This is a genomic window from Achromobacter sp. RW408, from assembly GCF_003184165.1.
In the GTDB taxonomy this organism is placed as follows: domain Bacteria; phylum Pseudomonadota; class Gammaproteobacteria; order Burkholderiales; family Burkholderiaceae_B; genus Achromobacter; species Achromobacter xylosoxidans.
The window spans coordinates 464,191-483,101 of record NZ_QHHO01000022.1 but is presented as its reverse complement, the minus strand read 5'-3'; the positions used below and the strand labels follow the sequence as shown (position 1 = coordinate 483,101).

At 68.6% G+C, this 18,911-nt stretch carries 16 protein-coding genes and 1 riboswitch; of the genes, 11 read left to right on the top strand and 5 right to left on the bottom strand.

Translation table 11 applies throughout. The features are described 5' to 3' along the window. Window positions 1-65: 65 nt before the first annotated feature. The 3 genes from DK459_RS04475 (at window position 66) to DK459_RS04465 (ending at window position 2,860) form a co-directional block, all read left to right on the top strand. Complete coding sequence (locus DK459_RS04475; RefSeq protein WP_230846718.1) at window positions 66-1,298, top strand: lipoprotein-releasing ABC transporter permease subunit; 1,233 nt, start codon at window positions 66-68, stop codon at window positions 1,296-1,298. Then, complete coding sequence (locus tag DK459_RS04470) at window positions 1,291-1,980, top strand: ABC transporter ATP-binding protein (RefSeq protein ID WP_006384955.1); 690 nt, start codon at window positions 1,291-1,293, stop codon at window positions 1,978-1,980. The genes DK459_RS04475 and DK459_RS04470 overlap by 8 nt, the downstream gene beginning before the upstream one ends. Before the next feature lie 64 nt (window positions 1,981-2,044). Continuing rightward, window positions 2,045-2,860 carry a TatD family hydrolase gene (locus tag DK459_RS04465; protein WP_020928303.1) on the top strand — a complete coding sequence of 272 codons (816 nt, stop codon included), beginning with the start codon at window positions 2,045-2,047 and terminating at the stop codon, window positions 2,858-2,860. A gap of 52 nt (window positions 2,861-2,912) precedes the next feature. Here the strand turns inward: DK459_RS04465 and DK459_RS04460 are convergent, their stop codons facing one another. Both DK459_RS04460 and DK459_RS04455 read right to left on the bottom strand, forming a co-directional pair. Then, complete coding sequence (locus DK459_RS04460; protein WP_024069419.1) at window positions 2,913-4,307, bottom strand: HAMP domain-containing sensor histidine kinase; 1,395 nt, start codon at window positions 4,305-4,307, stop codon at window positions 2,913-2,915. Beyond that, complete coding sequence (locus DK459_RS04455; RefSeq protein WP_024069418.1) at window positions 4,307-5,002, bottom strand: response regulator transcription factor; 696 nt, start codon at window positions 5,000-5,002, stop codon at window positions 4,307-4,309. The genes DK459_RS04460 and DK459_RS04455 overlap by 1 nt, the downstream gene beginning before the upstream one ends. A 225-nt stretch (window positions 5,003-5,227) precedes the next feature. Between DK459_RS04455 and DK459_RS04450 the strand changes: the two genes are divergently transcribed. From DK459_RS04450 to DK459_RS04430, 5 genes are all read left to right on the top strand, one after another. After that, window positions 5,228-7,249: a ligand-gated channel protein gene (locus tag DK459_RS04450; protein WP_110134495.1), complete on the top strand. Its 2,022-nt coding sequence runs from the start codon at window positions 5,228-5,230 to the stop codon at window positions 7,247-7,249. A gap of 65 nt (window positions 7,250-7,314) precedes the next feature. Beyond that, entirely contained in the window at window positions 7,315-8,277 is a 963-nt protein-coding gene (locus DK459_RS04445; RefSeq protein ID WP_020928299.1) for a siderophore ABC transporter substrate-binding protein, read from the top strand. A gap of 36 nt (window positions 8,278-8,313) precedes the next feature. Continuing rightward, the gene (locus DK459_RS04440) at window positions 8,314-9,303 is read left to right on the top strand and encodes an ABC transporter permease (protein WP_006384961.1); all 990 of its coding nucleotides are present in this window, start codon (window positions 8,314-8,316) and stop codon (window positions 9,301-9,303) included. Continuing rightward, entirely contained in the window at window positions 9,296-10,279 is a 984-nt protein-coding gene (locus tag DK459_RS04435) for an iron chelate uptake ABC transporter family permease subunit (RefSeq protein WP_006384962.1), read from the top strand. Before DK459_RS04440 ends, DK459_RS04435 begins: the two co-directional genes overlap by 8 nt. Further along, window positions 10,276-11,034 (top strand): ABC transporter ATP-binding protein, encoded by a 759-nt coding sequence (locus DK459_RS04430; RefSeq protein ID WP_006384963.1) that lies wholly within the window; start codon window positions 10,276-10,278, stop codon window positions 11,032-11,034. Before DK459_RS04435 ends, DK459_RS04430 begins: the two co-directional genes overlap by 4 nt. A gap of 99 nt (window positions 11,035-11,133) precedes the next feature. On the opposite strand, the gene DK459_RS04425 is transcribed toward DK459_RS04430, so the two are convergent. Then, a complete protein-coding gene (locus tag DK459_RS04425; RefSeq protein ID WP_006384964.1) occupies window positions 11,134-13,239 on the bottom strand; it encodes a 5'-nucleotidase C-terminal domain-containing protein in 2,106 nt (701 codons plus the stop codon). A gap of 246 nt (window positions 13,240-13,485) precedes the next feature. On the opposite strand from DK459_RS04425, the gene DK459_RS04420 reads away from it, so the two are divergent. Continuing rightward, complete coding sequence (locus DK459_RS04420; protein ID WP_054443668.1) at window positions 13,486-15,591, top strand: TonB-dependent siderophore receptor; 2,106 nt, start codon at window positions 13,486-13,488, stop codon at window positions 15,589-15,591. A gap of 41 nt (window positions 15,592-15,632) precedes the next feature. Here DK459_RS04420 and thiM read toward each other — a convergent pair whose 3' ends face one another. Beyond that, window positions 15,633-16,454, bottom strand: coding sequence for a hydroxyethylthiazole kinase (gene thiM, locus DK459_RS04415; RefSeq protein WP_110134494.1), 822 nt, complete (start codon window positions 16,452-16,454; stop codon window positions 15,633-15,635). A 61-nt stretch (window positions 16,455-16,515) separates the two neighbouring features. After that, window positions 16,516-16,651: riboswitch (TPP riboswitch) on the bottom strand. 98 nt (window positions 16,652-16,749) lie between these two features. Here thiM and DK459_RS04410 point away from each other — a divergent pair. Both DK459_RS04410 and DK459_RS04405 read left to right on the top strand, forming a co-directional pair. Next, complete coding sequence (locus DK459_RS04410; protein WP_110134493.1) at window positions 16,750-17,778, top strand: hypothetical protein; 1,029 nt, start codon at window positions 16,750-16,752, stop codon at window positions 17,776-17,778. A 73-nt stretch (window positions 17,779-17,851) separates the two neighbouring features. Further along, a complete protein-coding gene (locus DK459_RS04405) occupies window positions 17,852-18,283 on the top strand; it encodes a VOC family protein (protein WP_026384284.1) in 432 nt (143 codons plus the stop codon). A gap of 111 nt (window positions 18,284-18,394) precedes the next feature. On the opposite strand, the gene DK459_RS04400 is transcribed toward DK459_RS04405, so the two are convergent. Beyond that, window positions 18,395-18,911 (bottom strand): MarR family winged helix-turn-helix transcriptional regulator (locus DK459_RS04400; RefSeq protein WP_110134597.1); only part of this gene is annotated, 517 nt, incomplete at its 5' end.

Sequence of the window (18,911 nt, the reverse complement as noted above, 5' to 3'; positions counted from 1 at the left end):
AATGCCATAATGCGCTCGTGCTGAAAATACCCTACGAACTCTGGATCGGCGCCCGCTATGCCGGGTTGGCCCGGATCCGCCAGCGACGCGGCCGCCGCGATCGCTTCATCTCTTTCATCGCGGCCAGTTCCATGGCCGGCATCGCGCTGGGCGTCGCCGCCCTGATCGTGGTGCTGTCGGTCATGAACGGCTTCCAGAAAGAGGTCCGTGACCGCATGCTGTCGGTGCTGCCGCACATCGAACTCTACATTCCCGGCGCCGCGCCCGAGCGCGTGCTGGAACAATGGCAGCAGTTCGCCGATGCCGCCAAACGCAATCCCGAGGTCAAGGCCGGCGCGCCGTTCGTGGCCGCGCAAGGCATGCTGGTGCGCGGCCAGGCGCTGCGCGGGGTGCAGGTGCGCGGCATCGACCCGGCCACCGAAGGCAACGTGTCCGACCTGCCGCGGCAGATGGTGTCGGGCAAGCTGGCCGACCTGAAACCGGGCGGCTTCGGCGTGGTGCTGGGCAACGAGCTGGCCGACGGCATGGGCGTGAAGGTGGGCGATACGCTGCTGATGCTGGCGCCGCAGGGCTCGATCAGCCCGGCCGGCTTCGCGCCGCGCATGCGCCAGTTCACCGTGGTGGGCGTGTTCTCTTCGGGCCACTACGAATATGATTCCTCGCTGGCCTTCGTCGACAACGAAGACGCCGCCAAGGTGTTCCGCGACAGCGGCACCGCGGGCGTGCGCCTGCGCATCGCCGACATGCAGAAGGCCCCCGAAGTCGCGGCCGAGCTGCGCAACGTGCTGCCGCCGTACGTCATGGCCAGCGACTGGTCGCGCAACAACCGCACCTGGTTCGCCGCCGTGCAGACCGAAAAGCGCATGATGTTCCTGATCCTGGCGCTGATCGTCGCGGTGGCCGCGTTCAACCTGCTGTCGTCGCTGGTGATGGCGGTCAAGGACAAGCAGTCGGACATCGCCATCCTGCGCACGCTCGGCGCCGGACCGGGCGAAGTGGCCCGCATCTTCCTGGTGCAGGGCGCGCTGATCGGCGTCATCGGCACGCTGCTGGGCGTGGCCGGCGGCATCCTCATCGCCTACAACGTCGACGTGATCGTGCCGTTCATCGAGCGCCTGCTGGGCGTGCACTTCCTGCCGCGCGAAATCTATTTCATCAGCGCCTTGCCGTCCGATCCGCAGGTGGGCGACATCGTGACCATCGGCGTGACCTCCCTGGTGCTGTCGCTGCTGGCGACCTTGTATCCCAGCTGGCGCGCCTCGCGCCTGCAACCCGCACAGGTGCTGCGCCATGATTGATTCCCTGTCCCCGGCACTGCAGGCCGATGATCTCGTCAAGATCTACGACGAGGGTCCGGCCCGCATCGAGGTGCTGAGCAACGTCAGCCTGAGCGTGGCGCGCGGCGAGATGGTCGCCATCGTCGGCGCGTCCGGCTCCGGCAAGAGCACCCTGCTGCACATCCTGGGCCTGCTGGACGTGCCCACCAGCGGCTCGGTCGCGGTCGATGGGCAACTGGCCGTCGGCCTTTCCGAAGCGAAGAAGAGCCAGGTGCGCAACCGCAGCCTGGGCTTCGTCTACCAGTTCCACCATCTGTTGCCGGAATTCTCGGCGCTGGACAACGTGGCCATGCCGCTGATCGTGCGGCGCGAGAACCGCGACAAGGCCCGCGCGGCGGCGCGCGAGGTGCTGGGCCTGGTGGGCCTGGCGGCGCGCGAAGGCCACTTCCCCGGCCAGCTGTCGGGCGGCGAGCGCCAGCGCGTGGCGCTGGCGCGCGCGCTGGTGACGCGGCCGGTCTGCGTGCTGGCCGACGAGCCCACCGGCAACCTCGACCGCCACACCGCCCACAACATGTTCGAGCTGCTGACCCGCGTCAACCGCGAGTCGGGCACGGCGTTTGCGATCGTCACCCACGATCCCGAGCTGGCGGCGCGCGCCGATCGCCAGCTGCTGATGGAAAACGGCCGGCTGGTCTCGGGCTGAGGCCTGCCCGCGGGCCGGGCGGCGCGATGATTGAGCAGGAAACCGGGGCAAGGAGGCCGCGCCCATGCTGATCGACACCCATTGCCACCTGGATGCCGCCGAGTTCGATGCCGACCGCCCCGAAGTGGCCGCGCACGCGCTCGACTCCGGCGTGCAGGCCATTGTCATTCCCGCCATCGAACGCGCCAATTTTGCCGTCGTGCGGGACCTTGCCGCACAGGTCGCCGGCGGCGCCTACGCGCTGGGCATCCATCCCCTTTACGTGCAGCGCGCCGATGACGCCGACCTGGACGCCTTGCGCGAGGCCATCCGGCAAGCGCTGGGCGATCCGCGCTTCGTGGCCATCGGCGAGATCGGGCTGGATTTCTTCGTGCCTGAAATCGCTTCGGGCGAGCCGCGCGCGCGCCAGGAGCGTTTCTACGCCGCCCAGTTGGCCATGGCGGCGGAATTCAAGCTGCCGGTGCTGCTGCACGTGCGCAAGTCGCAGGACATCCTGCTCAAGTACCTGCGGCGCCACGACCGTATCGGCGGCATCGCGCACGCCTTCAACGGCAGCGCGCAGCAGGCCCAGGCCTTTGTCGAACAGGGCTTCGCGCTGGGGCTGGGCGGCGCCATGACCTACGAGCGGGCGCTGCAGATCCGCCGCCACGCCACCGACGTCGACCTGCGCCACCTGGTGCTGGAGACCGACGCGCCGGACATCCCGCCGGCCTGGCTGCACCCGCCGCGGCGGCGCAACCGGCCGGGCGAGTTGGCGCGCATTGCCCAGGTGCTGGCCGAACTGCGCGGAATCACGCCGGCGCAGGTGGCGCAGGCGACCACGGCCAATGCCTTGCGGGTATTGCCGCGGCTGTCGGCAGCGATCCTGGCGGACGACTGAGACCGGGCGCCAGATGCCCGATGACGGCGCGGCGCCGCCATCGGGACACAGCTCAGGCCGCCACGCGCGGCAGTTCGATGCGCACGCTCAGGCCATGCGGCGCGACATTGCGCGCCGAGATCCGGCCCTTGTGCGCCGCGACGGCGGCGCGCGCAATGCTCAGGCCCAGGCCGGCGCCGCCGGCAGGCGCGCCGGCGGCCGGGGCGCCCTGGTAGAACGGTTCGAACAGATACGCCAGTTCCTTTTCCGGAACGCCGGGGCCGTTGTCCTCGATTTCCAGGCAGGCCTCGCCGGCGTCCACCAGCAGGCGCGCCTGGATCGCGCCGCCCGCCGGGGCGAAGCGCAGGGCGTTGCGCAGCACGTTTTCGATGGCGCTGGCCAGGCTGTCGCGGTCGGCCGCGATGCGCAGCGGCGCCGGGCGGTGCCAGGCGATGGCAATGCGGCGTTCGCCGGCCTCGAAGCGCGCATCCTGCACCACCTCGTCGACCACCTCGGCCAGGTCCAAGGTCGCGGTAGGCTGGGGCAGGGCGCCCATGCGCGCCAGCCGCAAGGTGCTGCCCACCAGCGTATCCAGCCGTTCGCATTCCCGTTCGATGCGGTCCAGCTGCAGGTCCTGGCGTTCGTCCTTGCGGCGCGCCAGTTCGACGCCCAGGCGCATCCGCGCCAGCGGCGAGCGCAATTCATGGGCGATGTTGCGCAGCAGCTGCTCGCGCGTATCGACCAGCGCCTGCAGGCGGCCCGCCATGGCGTCGAAGTCGCGCGCCAGCAGGCCCAGTTCGTCCTTGCGCAGCGGCAGCGCCGCCGGCGTGCGGGTATCCAGCCGGCCGGCGGCCAGCGAGCGGGCCGCGCCCCGCAGTTGCTCCAGCGGCGCGGCCACGTGGCGGGTCAGGGCCCAGCAGAAGGGCGCCGTGACCGCCAGCGCGAACAGCAGCAGCCCCAGCGTGACCGGCGTCAGGCCTAGCACCTCCCAGTGCGAGGAGTCGAACGGCAGGAACAGCATCAGCAGTTCGCTATGATCCGGCAACACCAGCAACTGTGGATCCCACCACGATACGCGCAGCGCGTCCGGGTCGGCGGGCACGTCGATGGCGGCGATCAGGCCGTGATCGGGCGAGGCGCGGAAGGCGGCCAGCCAATCGTCCAGGCGGGTCGGCAGGCGCCGTTCGAGGATGTCGCGGTCCTGCGTGTCGACGATGTAGATCTTGAGCGCCGAATAGCGCGCGTCCATGGCCCCGACCCAGCGCCGCAGGCCCTCGGCGCCTTCGCGGCGCGCGATCTGGGCGGCATCGCGCGTCAGGTTGCCGGGGTTCAGGCCGTCGAGCGAATCGACGCGGTACCAGGCGACCGCCGCGGTCAGCATCATGCCGCAGACCATGATGACGGCCATCGCGCCCCAGAAGGTCAGGAAGGCGCGCCAGAAGAGGGAGCGGACCGGCAGCCAGCGCATCAGGCCGCGCCGGCCAGCACGTAGCCCAGTCCGCGCAGGTTGCGGATGGCGGGGGCGTCGCCGGCCTGGTCCAGCTGCAGCTTCCTGCGCAGGCTGCTGATGTGGGTGTCGATGCTGCGGTCGTAGCGGTCGGCGGCGCGGCCCAGCGCATACAGGCTGATCTGCTCGCGCGGCACCACCTGGCCCGGGGTGCGCATCAGGACTTCGAGGATGCGTTGCTCGGCGCCGGTCAGCAGGACTTCCTGGGCGCCCAGGCGGGCGCGGCCGCTGGCGGCATCCAGCGACAGCGCGCCCACGCTCAGTTCGGGCGGGGCGGGTTCGGGTTTTTCCTCGAAGCGGCGCAGCACCGCGCCGATGCGGGCCTTGAGCTCACGCGGGCCGAAGGGCTTGGTCAGGTAGTCGTCGGCGCCCAGTTCGAGTCCCAGCACCCGATCGGTTTCGCCGCCGTGGGCGGTGAACATGATGACGGGACGGCGCGAATGGCGGCGCATATGGCGCAGCAGATCGAGGCCGTTGCCGTCGGGAAGCATCAGGTCGAGCAGCACCAGATCGAAGCATTCCTGCATTGCAAGCGGCAGACCTTGGGCGCTGTTGTGCGCCAGCGTCAGTTCGATGTGGGTGGGCTCTAGGTACTCGCGCAGCATCAATGCCAGGTCGACGTCGTCGTCGATCAACAGGATGCGGCGCGTTGCCATGGGGGTGGGTATGGACATGCGCTTGGGTTCTGTTGCCACGGCAGCATAGCGGGTCGCCGGCGGCCGAAGTGTCAAGAAGTGCGAAGAAAGTAAAAGTTGCGGAAAGCGTGTTGCAGCTCACGGATGGGCTCAATTCTAATATGAGAATAGTTTTCATTAAAAATTGAAGCGGAACGGGGCTGCGCGTGGGGCGCGGCGCCGTCCGGGACGGGAGAGTCTGAAATCATGAGCAGCAACGATCTGGCCGCGCGCCGCGCATTCGGCCCGCGTACCCGCCTGGCTGTCGCCCTGTGCGCCACCGGCCTTGCCACCGGTCATCCGGCCTGGGCGCAATTGGCCGCGTCGGCCGACCCCAAGAAGCTGGATACCGTGGTGGTCACGGCCAGCGGCTACGAGCAGCAGATCCAGGACGCGCCTGCCTCGATCAGCGTGATCACGCGCCAGGATCTGGAAAAGAAGTTCTACCGCGACGTCACCGACGCGCTGGTCGAAGTGCCGGGCGTGGTGGTCACGGGCGGCGGCGACCGCCAGGACATCAGCCTGCGCGGCATGGGCCCGAAGTACACGCTGATCCTGATCGACGGCAAGCGCCAGAATTCGCGCGAAACCCGCACCAACTCCGACTCCAGCGGCGTCGAAGGCGGCTGGACGCCGCCGATCTCGGCCATCGAGCGCATCGAGGTGGTGCGCGGGCCGATGTCGTCGCTGTATGGTTCCGACGCCATGGGCGGGGTGATCAACATCATCACCCGCAAGGTGCCCAACGAGTGGGGCGGTGAAATCCGCATGGACACCACCATCCAGGAAAGCAGCAAGTCCGGCGACATCTACCAGGGCAACTTCTACCTGGCGGGCCCGATCAAGAACGACCTGCTGGGCCTGCAGATCTACGGCCAGGCGACCCAGCGCGACGAAGACAGGATCATCGACGGCTACCGCAAGCGCAATGCCACCAACATCACGGCCAAGTTGGCGCTCACGCCCAACCGCGATCACGACATCGTGCTGGAAGCCACTTCCAGCCGCCAGAAGTACGAGAACACGCTGGGCAAGACCGTCGCGCCGCTGGCTCCCGGCGTGGCGTGCCCACGCAACGGCTGCCCGGCCTCGTCGGAAACCGATTACCGCAGCAACAAGTGGGCGTTGTCGCATACCGGCCGCTGGGGTTGGGCCGTGTCCGACAGCTACGTGCAGCAGGAAGAGTTCGACAACCGCTCGCGCCAGATGAAGATCAAGAACCTGGACCTGCAGACCAGCTGGACGCTGCCGCTCGGTTCGCACATGCTGACGCTGGGCGGCACCTACCTGACGCAGCGCCTGACCGACCAGACCGGCAACCAATTGGCCGGCGGCCCCAGCAAGGTGGAGCGCTACCAGTGGGCGCTGTTCGCCGAGGACGAATGGCGCCTGGCCGAGAGCTTCGCGCTGACCGGCGGCCTGCGCATGGACCAGGACGAGAACTTCGGCAGCCATTTCAGTCCGCGCCTGTACGGCGTGTGGCACATGGCCGAACGCTGGACCCTGAAGGGCGGCGTGTCCACCGGTTTCCGCGCGCCCGACCTGCGCCAGACCGTGGCCGGCTGGGGCCAGGTCAGCCGCGGCGGCAACATGTACGGCAACCCCGACCTGACGCCCGAGAAGTCGGTGACCCAGGAACTCGGCCTGCTGTATGACGACGGCGAGGGCTTCAATGCCGGCCTGACCCTGTTCAACAACAACTTCAAGGACAAGATCACGCGCGTCGCGTGCCCGCTGTCGCAGTGCACCGATGGCCCCAACCAGTTCGGCTCCAACCCCACCACCTACATGAACGTGGACAAGGCGGTGTCGCGCGGCGTCGAGGCCAACCTGAAGCTGCCGCTGGGCCGTGACTGGTCGCTGACTAGCAGCTACACCTTCACCAAGTCGGAACAGAAGTCCGGCCAGTACCAGGGCCAGCCGCTGAACCAGCTGCCCAAGCACCTGTTCACCACCACGGTCAACTGGCAGGCTTCCGACGCGCTCCAAGCGTGGGCGCGCCTGAATTACCGCGGCAAGGAAAGCCAGCCGATCACTGGCCCGTCCTCGACCTCGCTGGTGGCGCCGTCGTACACCTTCGTCGACCTGGGCGGCTCGTATGCCGTGAACAAGAAGGTGTCGGTCTACGCCGGCATCTACAACCTGTTCGACAAGCAGGTCGGCTACGACGACTACGGCTACGTCGAAGACGGCCGCCGCTACTGGCTGGGCGTGGGCGTGAAGTTCTGAGCCCGCAGGCAACACCAGGGAACCGCCGCCGACAGGCGGCCTTCCCGCTACATGAAGAGGCAAGCATGACGATGAATCAAGCACAAGCAGGACGCGCCGGCCGCTGGCTGGCGCGCGCCACCGCGGCCCTGGCCCTGGGCGCGGCCAGCGCTTTGAGCGTGGCCCAGACCATGCCGGTCAAGCATGCGCGCGGCGAGACCGCCGTGCCGTCCAACCCGGCCAAGACCGTGGTGCTGGACCTGGCGGTGCTCGACACGCTGCATGCGCTGGGTGTCGACGTGACCGGCGTGCCCAGCGCCGCCAAGCTGCCGCCGCAGCTGGCGCAGTATGCCGACAAGCGCTACCTGAAGGTCGGCAGCATGTTCGAGCCCAACTACGAAGTGATCCACGCGGCCCAGCCGCAGGTCATCTTCGTGGCCGGGCGCTCGGCGCCCAAGTACGACGAGCTGGCCAAGCTGGCGCCCACGGTCGACCTGACGGTCAACGCCAAGGACCTGGTCGGCAGCGTCACGCGCAACACGGAAACGCTGGCCGCCATCTACGGCAAGCAGGCCGTGGCCAAGGAAAAGCTCGACGCCCTGCGCGCCTCGATCGCGGCGCTGCATGGCCAGGCGGCCAAGGCCGGCAGCGCGCTGATCGTGCTGACCACCGGCGGCAAGATGAGTGCCTACGGCCCCGGCTCGCGTTTCGGCGTGATCCACGACGCCTTCGGCTTTGCGCCGGCCGCCAAGGACCTGAACGTGTCGAACCACGGCCAGGCGATCTCGTTCGAGTTCATCGCCCAGACCGATCCCGACTGGCTGTTCGTGATCGATCGCGACGCCGCCATCGGCCGCGAAGGCACTTCGGCCCAGCGCATGCTGGACAACGACCTGATCCGTCCGACCAAGGCCTGGAAGCAGCAGCGCGTGGTCTACCTGAACGGCTACAACTGGTACCTGCTGGGCAGTGCCGGCCTGAGCGCCATGCAGCAGAACGTGGACGATATCGCCCGCGCGCTGTCTGCCGCCAAGCCCGCGGTCAAGTAAGCGCAAGGCGGGCATGACGGAGTCGAAGTGGCGGTTGTGAGGGCAGGCGGGGCGATCACCGGTTGGGCCGGACTGGCGGCATTGCTGCTGTTGCTGCTGCTGTTGTGCGCGGCCAGCATCGGCCTGGGCGCGGGGTCGTTCTCGTTCGCCGCGCTGGCCGGCGGGCCTGACGCCGAACGCGCCTGGCGCCTGCTGCTGGTGAGCCGCGTGCCGCGCACGCTGGCGCTGCTGCTGGCCGGCATGGCGCTGGCGGTGGCGGGGCTGATCATGCAGATGCTGGTGCGCAACCGCTACGTCGAGCCGACCACGGCCGGCACCGTCGAATCGGCCACGCTCGGCATCCTGGTCGTGACCCTGCTGGCGCCGGACACGCCGGTGATCGGCAAGATGCTGACGGCCACCGGCTTCGCGCTGGCGGGCTCGCTGCTGTTCCTGGCGCTGTTGCGGCGCGTGCCGCTGCGCACGCCGTTCATCGTGCCGCTGATCGGCCTGATCCTGGGCGGCGTGATCCACGCCGTCACCACTTTCGTCGCCTACCGCTACGACCTGCTGCAGTCGCTGCACGCCTGGACCACCGGTGATTTTTCCGGGGTGCTGCGCGGCCGCTACGAACTGCTGTGGATCGGCTTCGGCCTGGCGGCCGCGGCCTACCTGGCGGCGGATCGCTACACCGTGGCGGGCATGGGGCGCGAGTTCGCCGCCAATCTCGGCCTGAACCATGCGCGCCTGACGCTGGTGGGCCTGCTCATCGTGTCGGCGATTTCCGCGGTGGTGGTGGTCACGGCCGGCGGCATTCCCTTTCTGGGGTTGATCGTGCCGAACGCCGTCAGCCTGGTGCTGGGCGACAACATGCGCCGCTCGATTCCCTGGGTGGCGATGCTGGGCGGCGTGTTCGTGCTGGCCTGCGACATCATCGGCCGGCTGGTGATCCATCCCTACGAGGTGCCGCTGGGCACGGTGGTGGGCGTGGTCGGCAGCATCCTGTTCCTGTGCCTGCTGCGCAGCCGGGGAGCGCGCCGTGGCTGAGTTCATCGCGCGCGCCGTGCCGCTGCGTTCGCCCCAGGCGTGGCGCCTGGCGCTGCTGGCCGTGGCCGCGCTGTCGTGCGTTGTCGGCTTCATGGCGTTGGGCGCGAACGGCCAGTGGGCCTTCGTGCTGCCGTTTCGCGGCGCCAAGCTGGTGGCGATGCTGCTGGTGGCGTACGCGGTGGCGGTGTCGTCGGTGCTGTTCCAGACCGTCACGCACAACCGCATCCTGACGCCGGCCATCATGGGTTTTGACGCGCTTTACCTGCTGATCCAGTCGGTGGTGGTGTTCGGCTTCGGCCAGGCGGCGGGCGCGGTCAACCATCCGGTGGCGGCCTTCGTGCTGGAAGTGTGCGCGATGACGGGGTTCGCCTGCCTGCTGTTCCGCTGGCTGTTCACCGACGCCGTGCGCAGCCTGCATTTGATGATGCTGGTGGGCATCATCTTCGGGCTGCTGTTTCGCAGCCTGTCCAGCTTCGTGGTGCGACTGATCGATCCGAACGAATTCCTGGTGCTGCAGGACCGCCTGTTCGCCAACTTCAATTCGGTGCGCACCGAACTGCTGCCGATCGCGCTGGCGGCGGTGGCCGCCGCCACGCTGCTGGTGTGGCGCATGCGGCGCCGCTATGACGTACTGGCGCTGGGCCGCGAGATCGCGCTGAACCTGGGCGTGGACTACCGCCGCACCCTGCTGCTGACGCTGGCCGCCATCGCCGTGCTGGTGTCGGTGTCCACCGCGCTGGTGGGGCCGGTGACGTTCTTCGGCCTGCTGGTGAGCAACCTGGCCTACCAGGCGATGGGGTCGGACCGGCATCGCCACACCGTGCCCGCCGCGGTGCTGCTCAGCGTGATCTTCCTGGTCGGCGGGCAGACGCTGCTGGAGCGGGTGCTGCAACTGAGCACCACGGTCAGCGTGGTCATCGAATTCGTGGGCGGAGTGATGTTCCTGGCCCTGATCTTGCGCAGGGGACGCCAATGATCGATATCCAACAAGTCAGCAAGCAGTACGGCGACAGCGTGGTCGTGGACCAGGTGTCGCTGGCCTTGCCGGCCGGCGGCGTGACCGCCATCATCGGCCCCAACGGCGCCGGCAAGTCGACGCTGCTGTCGATGATCAGCCGGCTGCTGCCGATGTCCGCCGGCCGCATTCAGGTGGACGGCCTGGACGTGACGCGCAGCGACAGCCGCGAATTGGCGCGGCGCCTGGCCATCCTGCGGCAGGACAACCACCTGCCGCTGCGCCTGACGGTGCGCGACCTGGTGGCGTTCGGCCGCTATCCGCATTCCGGCGGCCGGCTGACGCTGGACGACAAGGCGCATATCGACCGGGCCATTGCCTATCTGGACCTGGAACCGCTGGCCGGCCGCTACCTGGACGAGATGTCCGGCGGCCAGCGCCAGCGCGCATTCGTGGCGATGGTGCTGTGCCAGGACACGCGCTACGTGCTGCTGGACGAGCCGCTCAACAGCCTGGACATGAAGCACGCCGTGGCCATGATGGGCACGCTGCGCCGCGCCGCCGACGAGCTGGGCAAGACGGTGGTGCTGGTGCTGCACGACATCAACTTCGCCTCCAGCTATGCGGACCGCATCGTGGCGATGAAGGCGGGCAGGGTGGCGCACTGCGGCACGCCCGCCGAATTGATCCGCCCCGAGGTGCTGGGCGCCTTGTATGAACTGCCGATAGACGTGCACGAGATCGACGGCAAGCGCATCTGCGTGTATTACCGCTGAAAGCCGCCATGACGCGGGCGCGATTCGCGCGCCCGCGTCGACTGCGATGCGTTGCCTTCAACGCGTCACTTTCACCGCGTCAACATCAACGCGCGAGTCTCAACGCGTCAGGTCCACCGCGTAGCGCGACAGCTGCGTCGTCGCGTCCGGCGTCGGGTCGTACACCGACACATTGGTGACGCCATGCGCCGTGGCCAGCGCCAGCGTGTTCGGCACCGACGCGAACACCACCGGGCCGGCCAATGCCGCCACGGGCTTGAAGCCCCAGCTGCGCGCCAGGCCGTAGGTGGCCAGGTCCAGGTTGGGGTGCTTCTTGATGTAGCTGATCAGCACATCGCGGCTGGCGTCGGGCGCCTGCAGCACGATGTCGCCCTTGCCGCCGGCCAGTCCCGGGAAGTCGCCGCCGCCGCTGGCGCGGTAGTTGTTGGTGACCACCAGGAATTGCGCCGCCGGATCCAGCGGCGCGCCCTGGTAGGTCAGCGCGGCGATGCGCGAGCCCTTGGGTTGCGTCACGTCGATCTGGTAGCGCAGGGCGTTGCCCTCGGCGTAGAGCACATCGAAGTTGAAGGTCGGAAAGCCGGTGTCGATCAGGTCCTGCGGCGCGACCTGGGCCGGATCGATGCGCTTGAACTGTTCCGCCGTCTTCTCCAGCCACTGGCGCACGATGTCGCCGCTGACCCGCACCACCTGCAGGGTGTTCGGATACAGGTACAGGTCGGCCGCGTTGTTGATGGCGATGTTGCCTTGCGGCACGAAGGTGAAGTCGCCCGGGCCGTTGCGTCCGCCCTTGAACGGCGCGGCCGCCGACAGGATCGGCAGGCCGGCGTAGGCGGGGCTGTTGCGGGCGATGTAGTCCTTCAGGTAGTCGATCTGCGCCATGTTGACGATCTGCAGCGCCGACACGTCGCCGGCCAGCGCGTAGTAGGTGGCCATGTCGAACTGGCTTTGGCCGATCGGCGTCTTGACGTAGGCGATGGTGGCGCTGTGCTCGGCCTGCACCAGTTGCTGCGCGGCGCTGTCGGGCGCGACGTAGGTGGCGGGCGTGCCGCCGTTCTGCGCGGTCAGGCGGGTCGGGATGCGCTGCACCTGGGTGGCGTTCTTCTGCACCTTCCAGCCCTGGTCGTAGGCCAGCTTCAGCGTGATCTGGCCGAGGTTGTTGCCCCATTGGCCGGCCTGCACCGCGGGCACGCCGTTGATCAGGCCCTTTTCGAGGTCGATGCCCGGCTGGCCGGCGAATTGCGACTTGGGATTGGTGTCGGGAAACAGCAGGTGCTGGTGGCCGGTGATCAGGGCGTCGATGCCCGCCACCTGGCTCAGGTAGCCCGCGCCGTTTTCCATGGACGGACTGTAGGGCGTGACCAGGTCGATGCCGCCATGCGCCAGCGCCACGACCAGGTCGGCGCCCGCCGCTTTCATTTCGGGCACATAGCGCGCGGCGGTTTCCTTCCAGCCGGCGACGGTCACGTGGCCTTCCAGGTTGGCCTTGTCCCACTGCATGATGGGCGGCGGCGCGAAACCGATCACGCCCACCTTGAGGGCGACGTCGAGCGCCTTGCCATCCGGGCCGGTTGCCTTGAAGGTGCGCGTCAGCAGCGTCCACGGCTTGAAGATCGGTTGTTGCGTGGCGGCCGCCACCACGTTGGCCGACACGAACGGAAAGCCCGGCGCGGCGCAATCCTTGGCGCCGGTCGGGTTGGTCTGCGCCGTGCCCTTGCCGATGCCCGGCAGGCCGAAGTCCACGTTGGTGACCTGCGACAGATAGGGCAGGCCATAGTTGAATTCGTGGTTGCCCAGGGTGGCCGCGTCATAGGCCAGCAGCTTCATCTGCTTGTAGATCGCCAGCATGTCCGAGCACTGCACCGGCGCCACCAGCGCCTGGTAGTCCGACAGGGCGGTGCCCTGGATGGTGTCGCCGTTGTCGAACAGCAAGGTATTGGCGTGCTGCTTGCGGGCGTTGCCGATCAGGGTGGCGGTGCGGTCGACGCCGTAGCTCTTGTCCTCGGCCAGCTTGTAATAGTCGTAACCCAGCACGTTGGCGTGCAGGTCCGTGGTGGCCAGGATGGCCAGGTCGAGCGTGGCGCCCCGGGGCACCGACGCTGGCGGCGCGTCGTCGTCATCGTCATCGCTGCCGCCACAGGCGGACAGGCTGGCCAGCAGCAGGGCGCTGGCCGACAGTGCAAAGATCTTTCGGAGGGGCTGCTTCACCGTCGTTCCTTTCGTGTCGGGGGAACGCAAAATTCTGGGGACGGGTTATGACCCGCTGGTGACATGCGGATCGCCGGCAACGCCGCGCACGCGTTGCATGGGCAAGCTTAAAAACATCTGAATTGGACGCGCGTCTCATTTATCGTCGTCTCAAGGCAACGGAACGATAAAAGCATTGCGACTGATTCTCGTTGTCAAGAGAATGGCGAATCCTTCCATTTCAAACGACTTCGATACCCGCTGGCCATGCACGTCCTTCGTCCCCTCTCCGCCGCCTTGCTCGTCCTGGGCCCGCTGGCCCCCCTGGCCGCCCAGGCCCAGGCGGCTGCGCCCACCGCCACCTTGCCCGCCGTCAGCGTCGTCGGCACCGATGACACCGCGCAAAGCTACAACCCGCCGGCGTCCACCAGCGCCACCAAGATCGACGCGCCGCTGCGCGACATTCCGCAGACGGTGAACGTGGTGCCGGCGCAGGTGCTGCGCGACCAGCACGCCATGTCGGTGCAGGACGCGCTCAAGAACGTGCCCGGGGTCAGCTTCTCGACCGGCGACGGCCAGCGCGACCAGGTCTCGATCCGCGGCTTCACCGCCATCGCCGACCAGTTCGTCGACGGCTTCCGCGACGACGCGCTGTACTTCCGCGACCTGTCCAACGTCGAGCGCATCGACGTCATCAAGGGCCCGGCGGCGGTGCTGTATGGCCGCGGTTCGTCCGGCGGCCTGATCAACCGCGTGACCAAGAAGCCGGGCGAAGACATTTCGCAGGTCGGCCTGAGCTACGGTTCGTGGAACGACCGCCGGCTCGACCTGGACCTGGGCCGGGCCAACGAAAGCGGCAGCATGGCCTGGCGCCTGACCGGCGCGGTGGAGAAGGGCGACAGCTATCGCGACAAGCAATTCATCGACCGCAAGGCGATCGCGCCGTCGGCCCAGTTCAAGCTGGGCGAGAACACCACCTTCCTGCTGCAGACCGAGTTCCTGGAAGACCGCCGCCTGACCGACTTCGGCATCCCGGCCTACCATGGCCGTCCGGTCGATGTGGACCCGTCGACCTACTACGGCGCCGAGAACGCGCGCGACACCGACTACACCCAGACCCGGGTGCAGTCCTATGCCGCCACGCTGACGCACCGCTTCAACGACAACTGGTCGCTGCGCAACGCCACGCGCTACTACCACTACACGCTCAACCGCAACAACACGCTGCCGGGTTCGGTCAACGAAGCCGCGCGAACCGTGTCGCTGACCCACGGCAACGTGCTGCGCGACGAGCACGGCTGGACCAACCAGACCGAACTGATGCAGCGCGCCCAGTGGGGCTCGGTGCGCCACGACATGCTGTACGGCATCGAGGTGGGCCAGCAGAACAAGGACCTGCTGAACTGGTCGGCCGCCAATGTCGCGGTGGTCGACCTGTTCGACCCGCGCCTGCCGACCTTGCAGCGCCAGGTGAGCGGCGCGCCGGGTTCCGACAGCCTGGGCCGCTTCAACACCCTGGGCCTGTACGTGCAGGACATGATGTCGCTGGGCGAGCACTGGAAGGTGCTGGCTGGGGTGCGCCACGACCGCTTCGAGCAGGAAACCGAGGACCGCCGCAGCGGCCGCAACCTGTCGCGCACCGACTCCAACTTCAGCCCGCGCCTGGGGCTGGTGTTCCAGCCCGACAGCGTGCAGTCGTACTACGTGTCGTGGAGCCGTTCCTACCAGCCCTCGGGCGAGACCTTCGCGCTGGCGGCCAACAACGTCGACCTGGCGCCGGAGAAGACCACCAACTACGAAGTCGGCGCCAAGTACGATTTCCTGGATGGCAAGCTCTCGACCACGGTGTCGGTGTTCCGCCTGGAGCGCACCGACATCAAGGTCACCAATCCGGTGACCAACACGCTGGTGCCGGTGGGCACGCAGCGCACCGACGGCGCCGAATGGACCCTGTCGGGCGACCTGTCCAACGGCTGGCGCGCGATGCTGGGCTATGCCTACCTGGATGCGCGCGTGACGCAGTCGGTGGCGCGCGACGCTGGCAAGGACGTGCAAGGCAAGCGCGCCACGCTGACGCCGCGCCATGCCGGCAACGTCTGGATCACCAAGGACCTGGGCGAGGGCTTCGGCGTCGGCGCCGGCTTGAACCTGGTGGGCGCGCGCTTCGCCAATCCGGGCAACACCGTCAAGTTGCCCGGCTACGTCACGGCGGATGCCGCCGCGTGGTGGCGCCAGGGGCCGTATTCGGTGCAGTTGAACGTCTACAACCTGTTCGACGCCGGCTACATCGTGTCGGCGCACGGCAGCAGCCCCAACCTGAACATGCCCGGCGCGCCGCGCAACGCCATGCTGAGCCTGCAGTACCGCATGTAGAGGCAAGCGTCCGCGCGCCGGTCCGGCGCGCGCAGGGCGGATCAGCGCAGCGGCGATTCCGCCGTCAGGCTGTCCGTTTCCAGCGCCGCCAGCGCGTCCAGGAAGCGCCACGCGAACGAACCCGGGCCTTCGGCCAGCGCGCCGGCGCGGCGGCCGGCGATGCCGAAGCAGGACAGCGCCGCCACCGCCGCCGTGTAGGCGTCATCGCGCGCCACCGCCGCGAAGGCGCCGACCACCGCCGTCAGTGCGCACCCCGTGGCGGTGACCCGCGGCATCAATGGCGAACCTCCGGTCACGCGCACCTCGCGCCGGCCGTCCGTGACGAAATCGACTTCGCCCGTCACCGCCACCACCGTGCCGCACGCCCGCGCCAGTTCGCGCGCGGCCGCTTCGGCCAGTTGCACCGGATCGCGCGCGTCCACGCCCTTGCTGGCGCTCTGGCCGCCGGCCAGGGCGATGATCTCCGATGCGTTGCCACGGATCACCGTGGGCCGCAGGTCCAGCAGGCGCCGCACCGCGTCGCGCCGGAAGCCGGTGGCGTGATGCGCCACCGGATCCAGCACCCAGGGCGTGCCGGCCTTGGCCGCCGCGGCGGCCGTCAGTAGCATGCTGTCCAGCCAGGGGGATGAGAGCGTGCCGATGTTGATCACCACCGCGCCGCTGATGGCGGCAAATTCGGGCGCTTCCTCGGCCGCGTGCACCATGGCCGGCGACGCGCCGATCGCCAGCAGCGTATTGGCCGCGGTATTCATCGACACGAAGTTGGTCAGGCATTGCACCAGCGGCGCGTCGCGGCGCACGGCCGCGTACAGGTCGCGCGAGGCGAGCGCCAGCTGGGACAGGATGGGGGCGTTGGAGGCCATGCCGCAGGTCCTTGCAAGGGGACAACGGGCGGGGCGGGGCGTCATGGCGCGGCATTGCGGGCCGGCGGGTTGCGCACCTTCCCTACGCCAGCATTGTCTGGATCAGGTTCGACGGGTCTCTCGCGCCGCGAGCCGCGCGCGGGGCGCGGCCGCCATCGGAATCTCAGCTTCTTGCCGAAGCTCCCCGGGTGGATGGGGCTATGTTCGAAGGTGGGAGGGGGGCTTGTCAAGCCAGGCCGGCGCGGCGGACGGCGCTTCTGTCATCATGGCGGTTCGACACGGGGAGGAATGGGGAATGCAGACCCACGACGAGGCGTTGAGCGCGCAGGACCTGTCATGGTTGCGCCGGCATGCGCGCCATCACGTGGCGGACACGGTGCTGGGCGGGGTGTTCTTCACGTTGTTCTTCGCCATGACGGCATTCCTGGCCTGGCTGTGGCTATCGAATGCCACGAGCATCGCGCGCGATCCGGTGCTGTCCGCGATGATCCTGGTGCTGGCTGGATTCACGCTCTATCTCGGCCGCCGCTTGCTGCGCGGCCCGGCGGCCCGCCAGCGCCTGCGGCAGGTGCTGCGCGGCGCCGTGCCCAAGCAGGTCGTCACCGGCGCGGTCACCGATTTCGCGCCGGCCCCCGGCGGCGGCGTGCGATACGGCATCGATGGCCGCAAGCTGGAGGTGGCGCTGCCATTCATGAACGGCTTCACGATGCCGGGGGACGGGGGCAGGAGCCCCGAACGCTGCGCCGCCCGGCTCGGCGCGCCGCTGCGGCTGCACCTGCTGGCGCTGTGGCCGGGCGAGGCGCCGGTGCTGCTGCGCGCGGACTACGACGGTCCTGGCGATGTGCAGAAGGCCTTCGAGGCCCTCAGCGATGCCGATCGCGCGCAGGTGCGCAACGGCGACACCCTGTTGCGCAACGCGTTCCTGGGCGCGGCGCTGATCCTGCTGGGAGGAGGCTGGTTCCTGTGGCCGCTGTATGGCGTTGCCGCCTTGTGTGTGCTGGCCGGCCTGTGGGTCGGGTGGTCGAGCCGGGCGCTGCGGCGCGCCACGGTCAAGTATGGCGTGCGCGGACGGGTCGACGAGGTCCTGACCTACAAGGTGCGGACGCCGGAATCGACGTCGTGGACCGCCGTGCATGCCTATCGCCTGGGCGGCGAGCTGTATAGCGTCAGCCACGGCGGCGGGCCGGCCCAGCCCGGCGAAAGGGTGACGTTCGAATACCTGGACCGGGGCAGGAAGGGGTTGCGACCGTTGTTCTTCCGCCGCGAGGGCGGCGCGCCGCAGGCCGCGGCCCACATGGTCGCCAACGACCGCGCCGGGCCTTGATTGCCGGGCATGGCGTGCTGCAGCGTCCGCGGTTCTGTCATCATGCCGGACACGCAAAAGAGGGGAGACACGAATGACCGGATTTCTTCGCGCCCGGATGGTGCCGGAACTGCTGGTGGCCGACCTGCCGCGCAGCCTGGCTTTCTGGATGGACCATTGTGGATTCCAGATCGCCTATCGCCGCGAGGCCGAGGGGTTCGTGTACCTGGACCTGGATGGCGCGCAGTTCATGCTGGAAGAAGTGCGCGGCGACGACAACTGGATTACCGCTGCGCTCGAGGCGCCGCGTGGCCGCGGCGTCAATTTCGAGATCAAGGTGTCCGCCATCGAGCCTTTGCTGGAACGCTTGGCGCGGGCACGCTGGCCGTTGTACCGGGAACCGGAAGAGCGCTGGTACCGCAGCGACGCCGTCGAAGTGGGGGTGCGCCAATTCCTGGTGCAGGATCCGGACGGGTATCTGCTGCGATTCTCGGCCAGGATCGGCGAGCGGCCGGCGGCAAGATGAAGCCGCGCGCCGTGCTCCTGCTGCTGGCGCTGCTCTGTACGATGACGGCGCACGCGGCGAACTATCCGTGTTCCGGCAGGAAGTCGTACCCGCGCAAGTGACGCAACCCCGTCAGGTGGCCGGGCCCTTCAACTGCCGCCAGACTTTCGCCAGGATGCCCTGCAAGGCCTTGCGGTCGTTCTCGTCCAGGCAATCCACCAGCGACGCGCACATGGTCCAGAACGCCGGCAGCGCCTGCGTGAGCAGTTCGCGTCCGGCGTCGGTCAACGCCAGCGAGATGCTGCGCCGGTCTTCGTGGTTGAGCGCGCGCGTGAGCAGTTCGCGCTTTTCCAGCCAGTCCAGCAGGCCCGTGACCGTCGAGCGCGTGACGCCGAAATAGTCGGCGATGTACGACGGCGTCACCGCGCGGCTGTCGATCAGTCCGCGTTCGGCCAGGCCGAAGATCATCAACACGTCGAGCTTGCTTTCCGATATGCCGAACGGCGCCAGCGCGGCGTTGGCGCGCTGTTCGACGTCGTCGGCCAGCCATAGCAGCAGCAGTCCCAGCCCGGCCGCGCCCGCGTCGGTGCCGCGCGCGGCGGTTTGCGCCATCAGCGCCAGGTGTGGCCGGGCGGCGGCGGCGGCGCCG

Coding starts and splice junctions, on each gene's coding strand:
- DK459_RS04470 (WP_006384955.1), top strand. CDS start 1,291: ATGATTGATTCCCTGTCCCCGGCACTGCAGGCCGATGATCTCGTCAAG.
- DK459_RS04445 (WP_020928299.1), top strand. CDS start 7,315: ATGACGATGAATCAAGCACAAGCAGGACGCGCCGGCCGCTGGCTGGCG.
- DK459_RS04410 (WP_110134493.1), top strand. CDS start 16,750: ATGCAGACCCACGACGAGGCGTTGAGCGCGCAGGACCTGTCATGGTTG.
- DK459_RS04420 (WP_054443668.1), top strand. CDS start 13,486: ATGCACGTCCTTCGTCCCCTCTCCGCCGCCTTGCTCGTCCTGGGCCCG.
- thiM (WP_110134494.1), bottom strand. CDS start 16,454: ATGGCCTCCAACGCCCCCATCCTGTCCCAGCTGGCGCTCGCCTCGCGC.
- DK459_RS04430 (WP_006384963.1), top strand. CDS start 10,276: ATGATCGATATCCAACAAGTCAGCAAGCAGTACGGCGACAGCGTGGTC.
- DK459_RS04450 (WP_110134495.1), top strand. CDS start 5,228: ATGAGCAGCAACGATCTGGCCGCGCGCCGCGCATTCGGCCCGCGTACC.
- DK459_RS04455 (WP_024069418.1), bottom strand. CDS start 5,002: ATGGCAACGCGCCGCATCCTGTTGATCGACGACGACGTCGACCTGGCA.
- DK459_RS04465 (WP_020928303.1), top strand. CDS start 2,045: ATGCTGATCGACACCCATTGCCACCTGGATGCCGCCGAGTTCGATGCC.
- DK459_RS04460 (WP_024069419.1), bottom strand. CDS start 4,307: ATGCGCTGGCTGCCGGTCCGCTCCCTCTTCTGGCGCGCCTTCCTGACC.
- DK459_RS04405 (WP_026384284.1), top strand. CDS start 17,852: ATGACCGGATTTCTTCGCGCCCGGATGGTGCCGGAACTGCTGGTGGCC.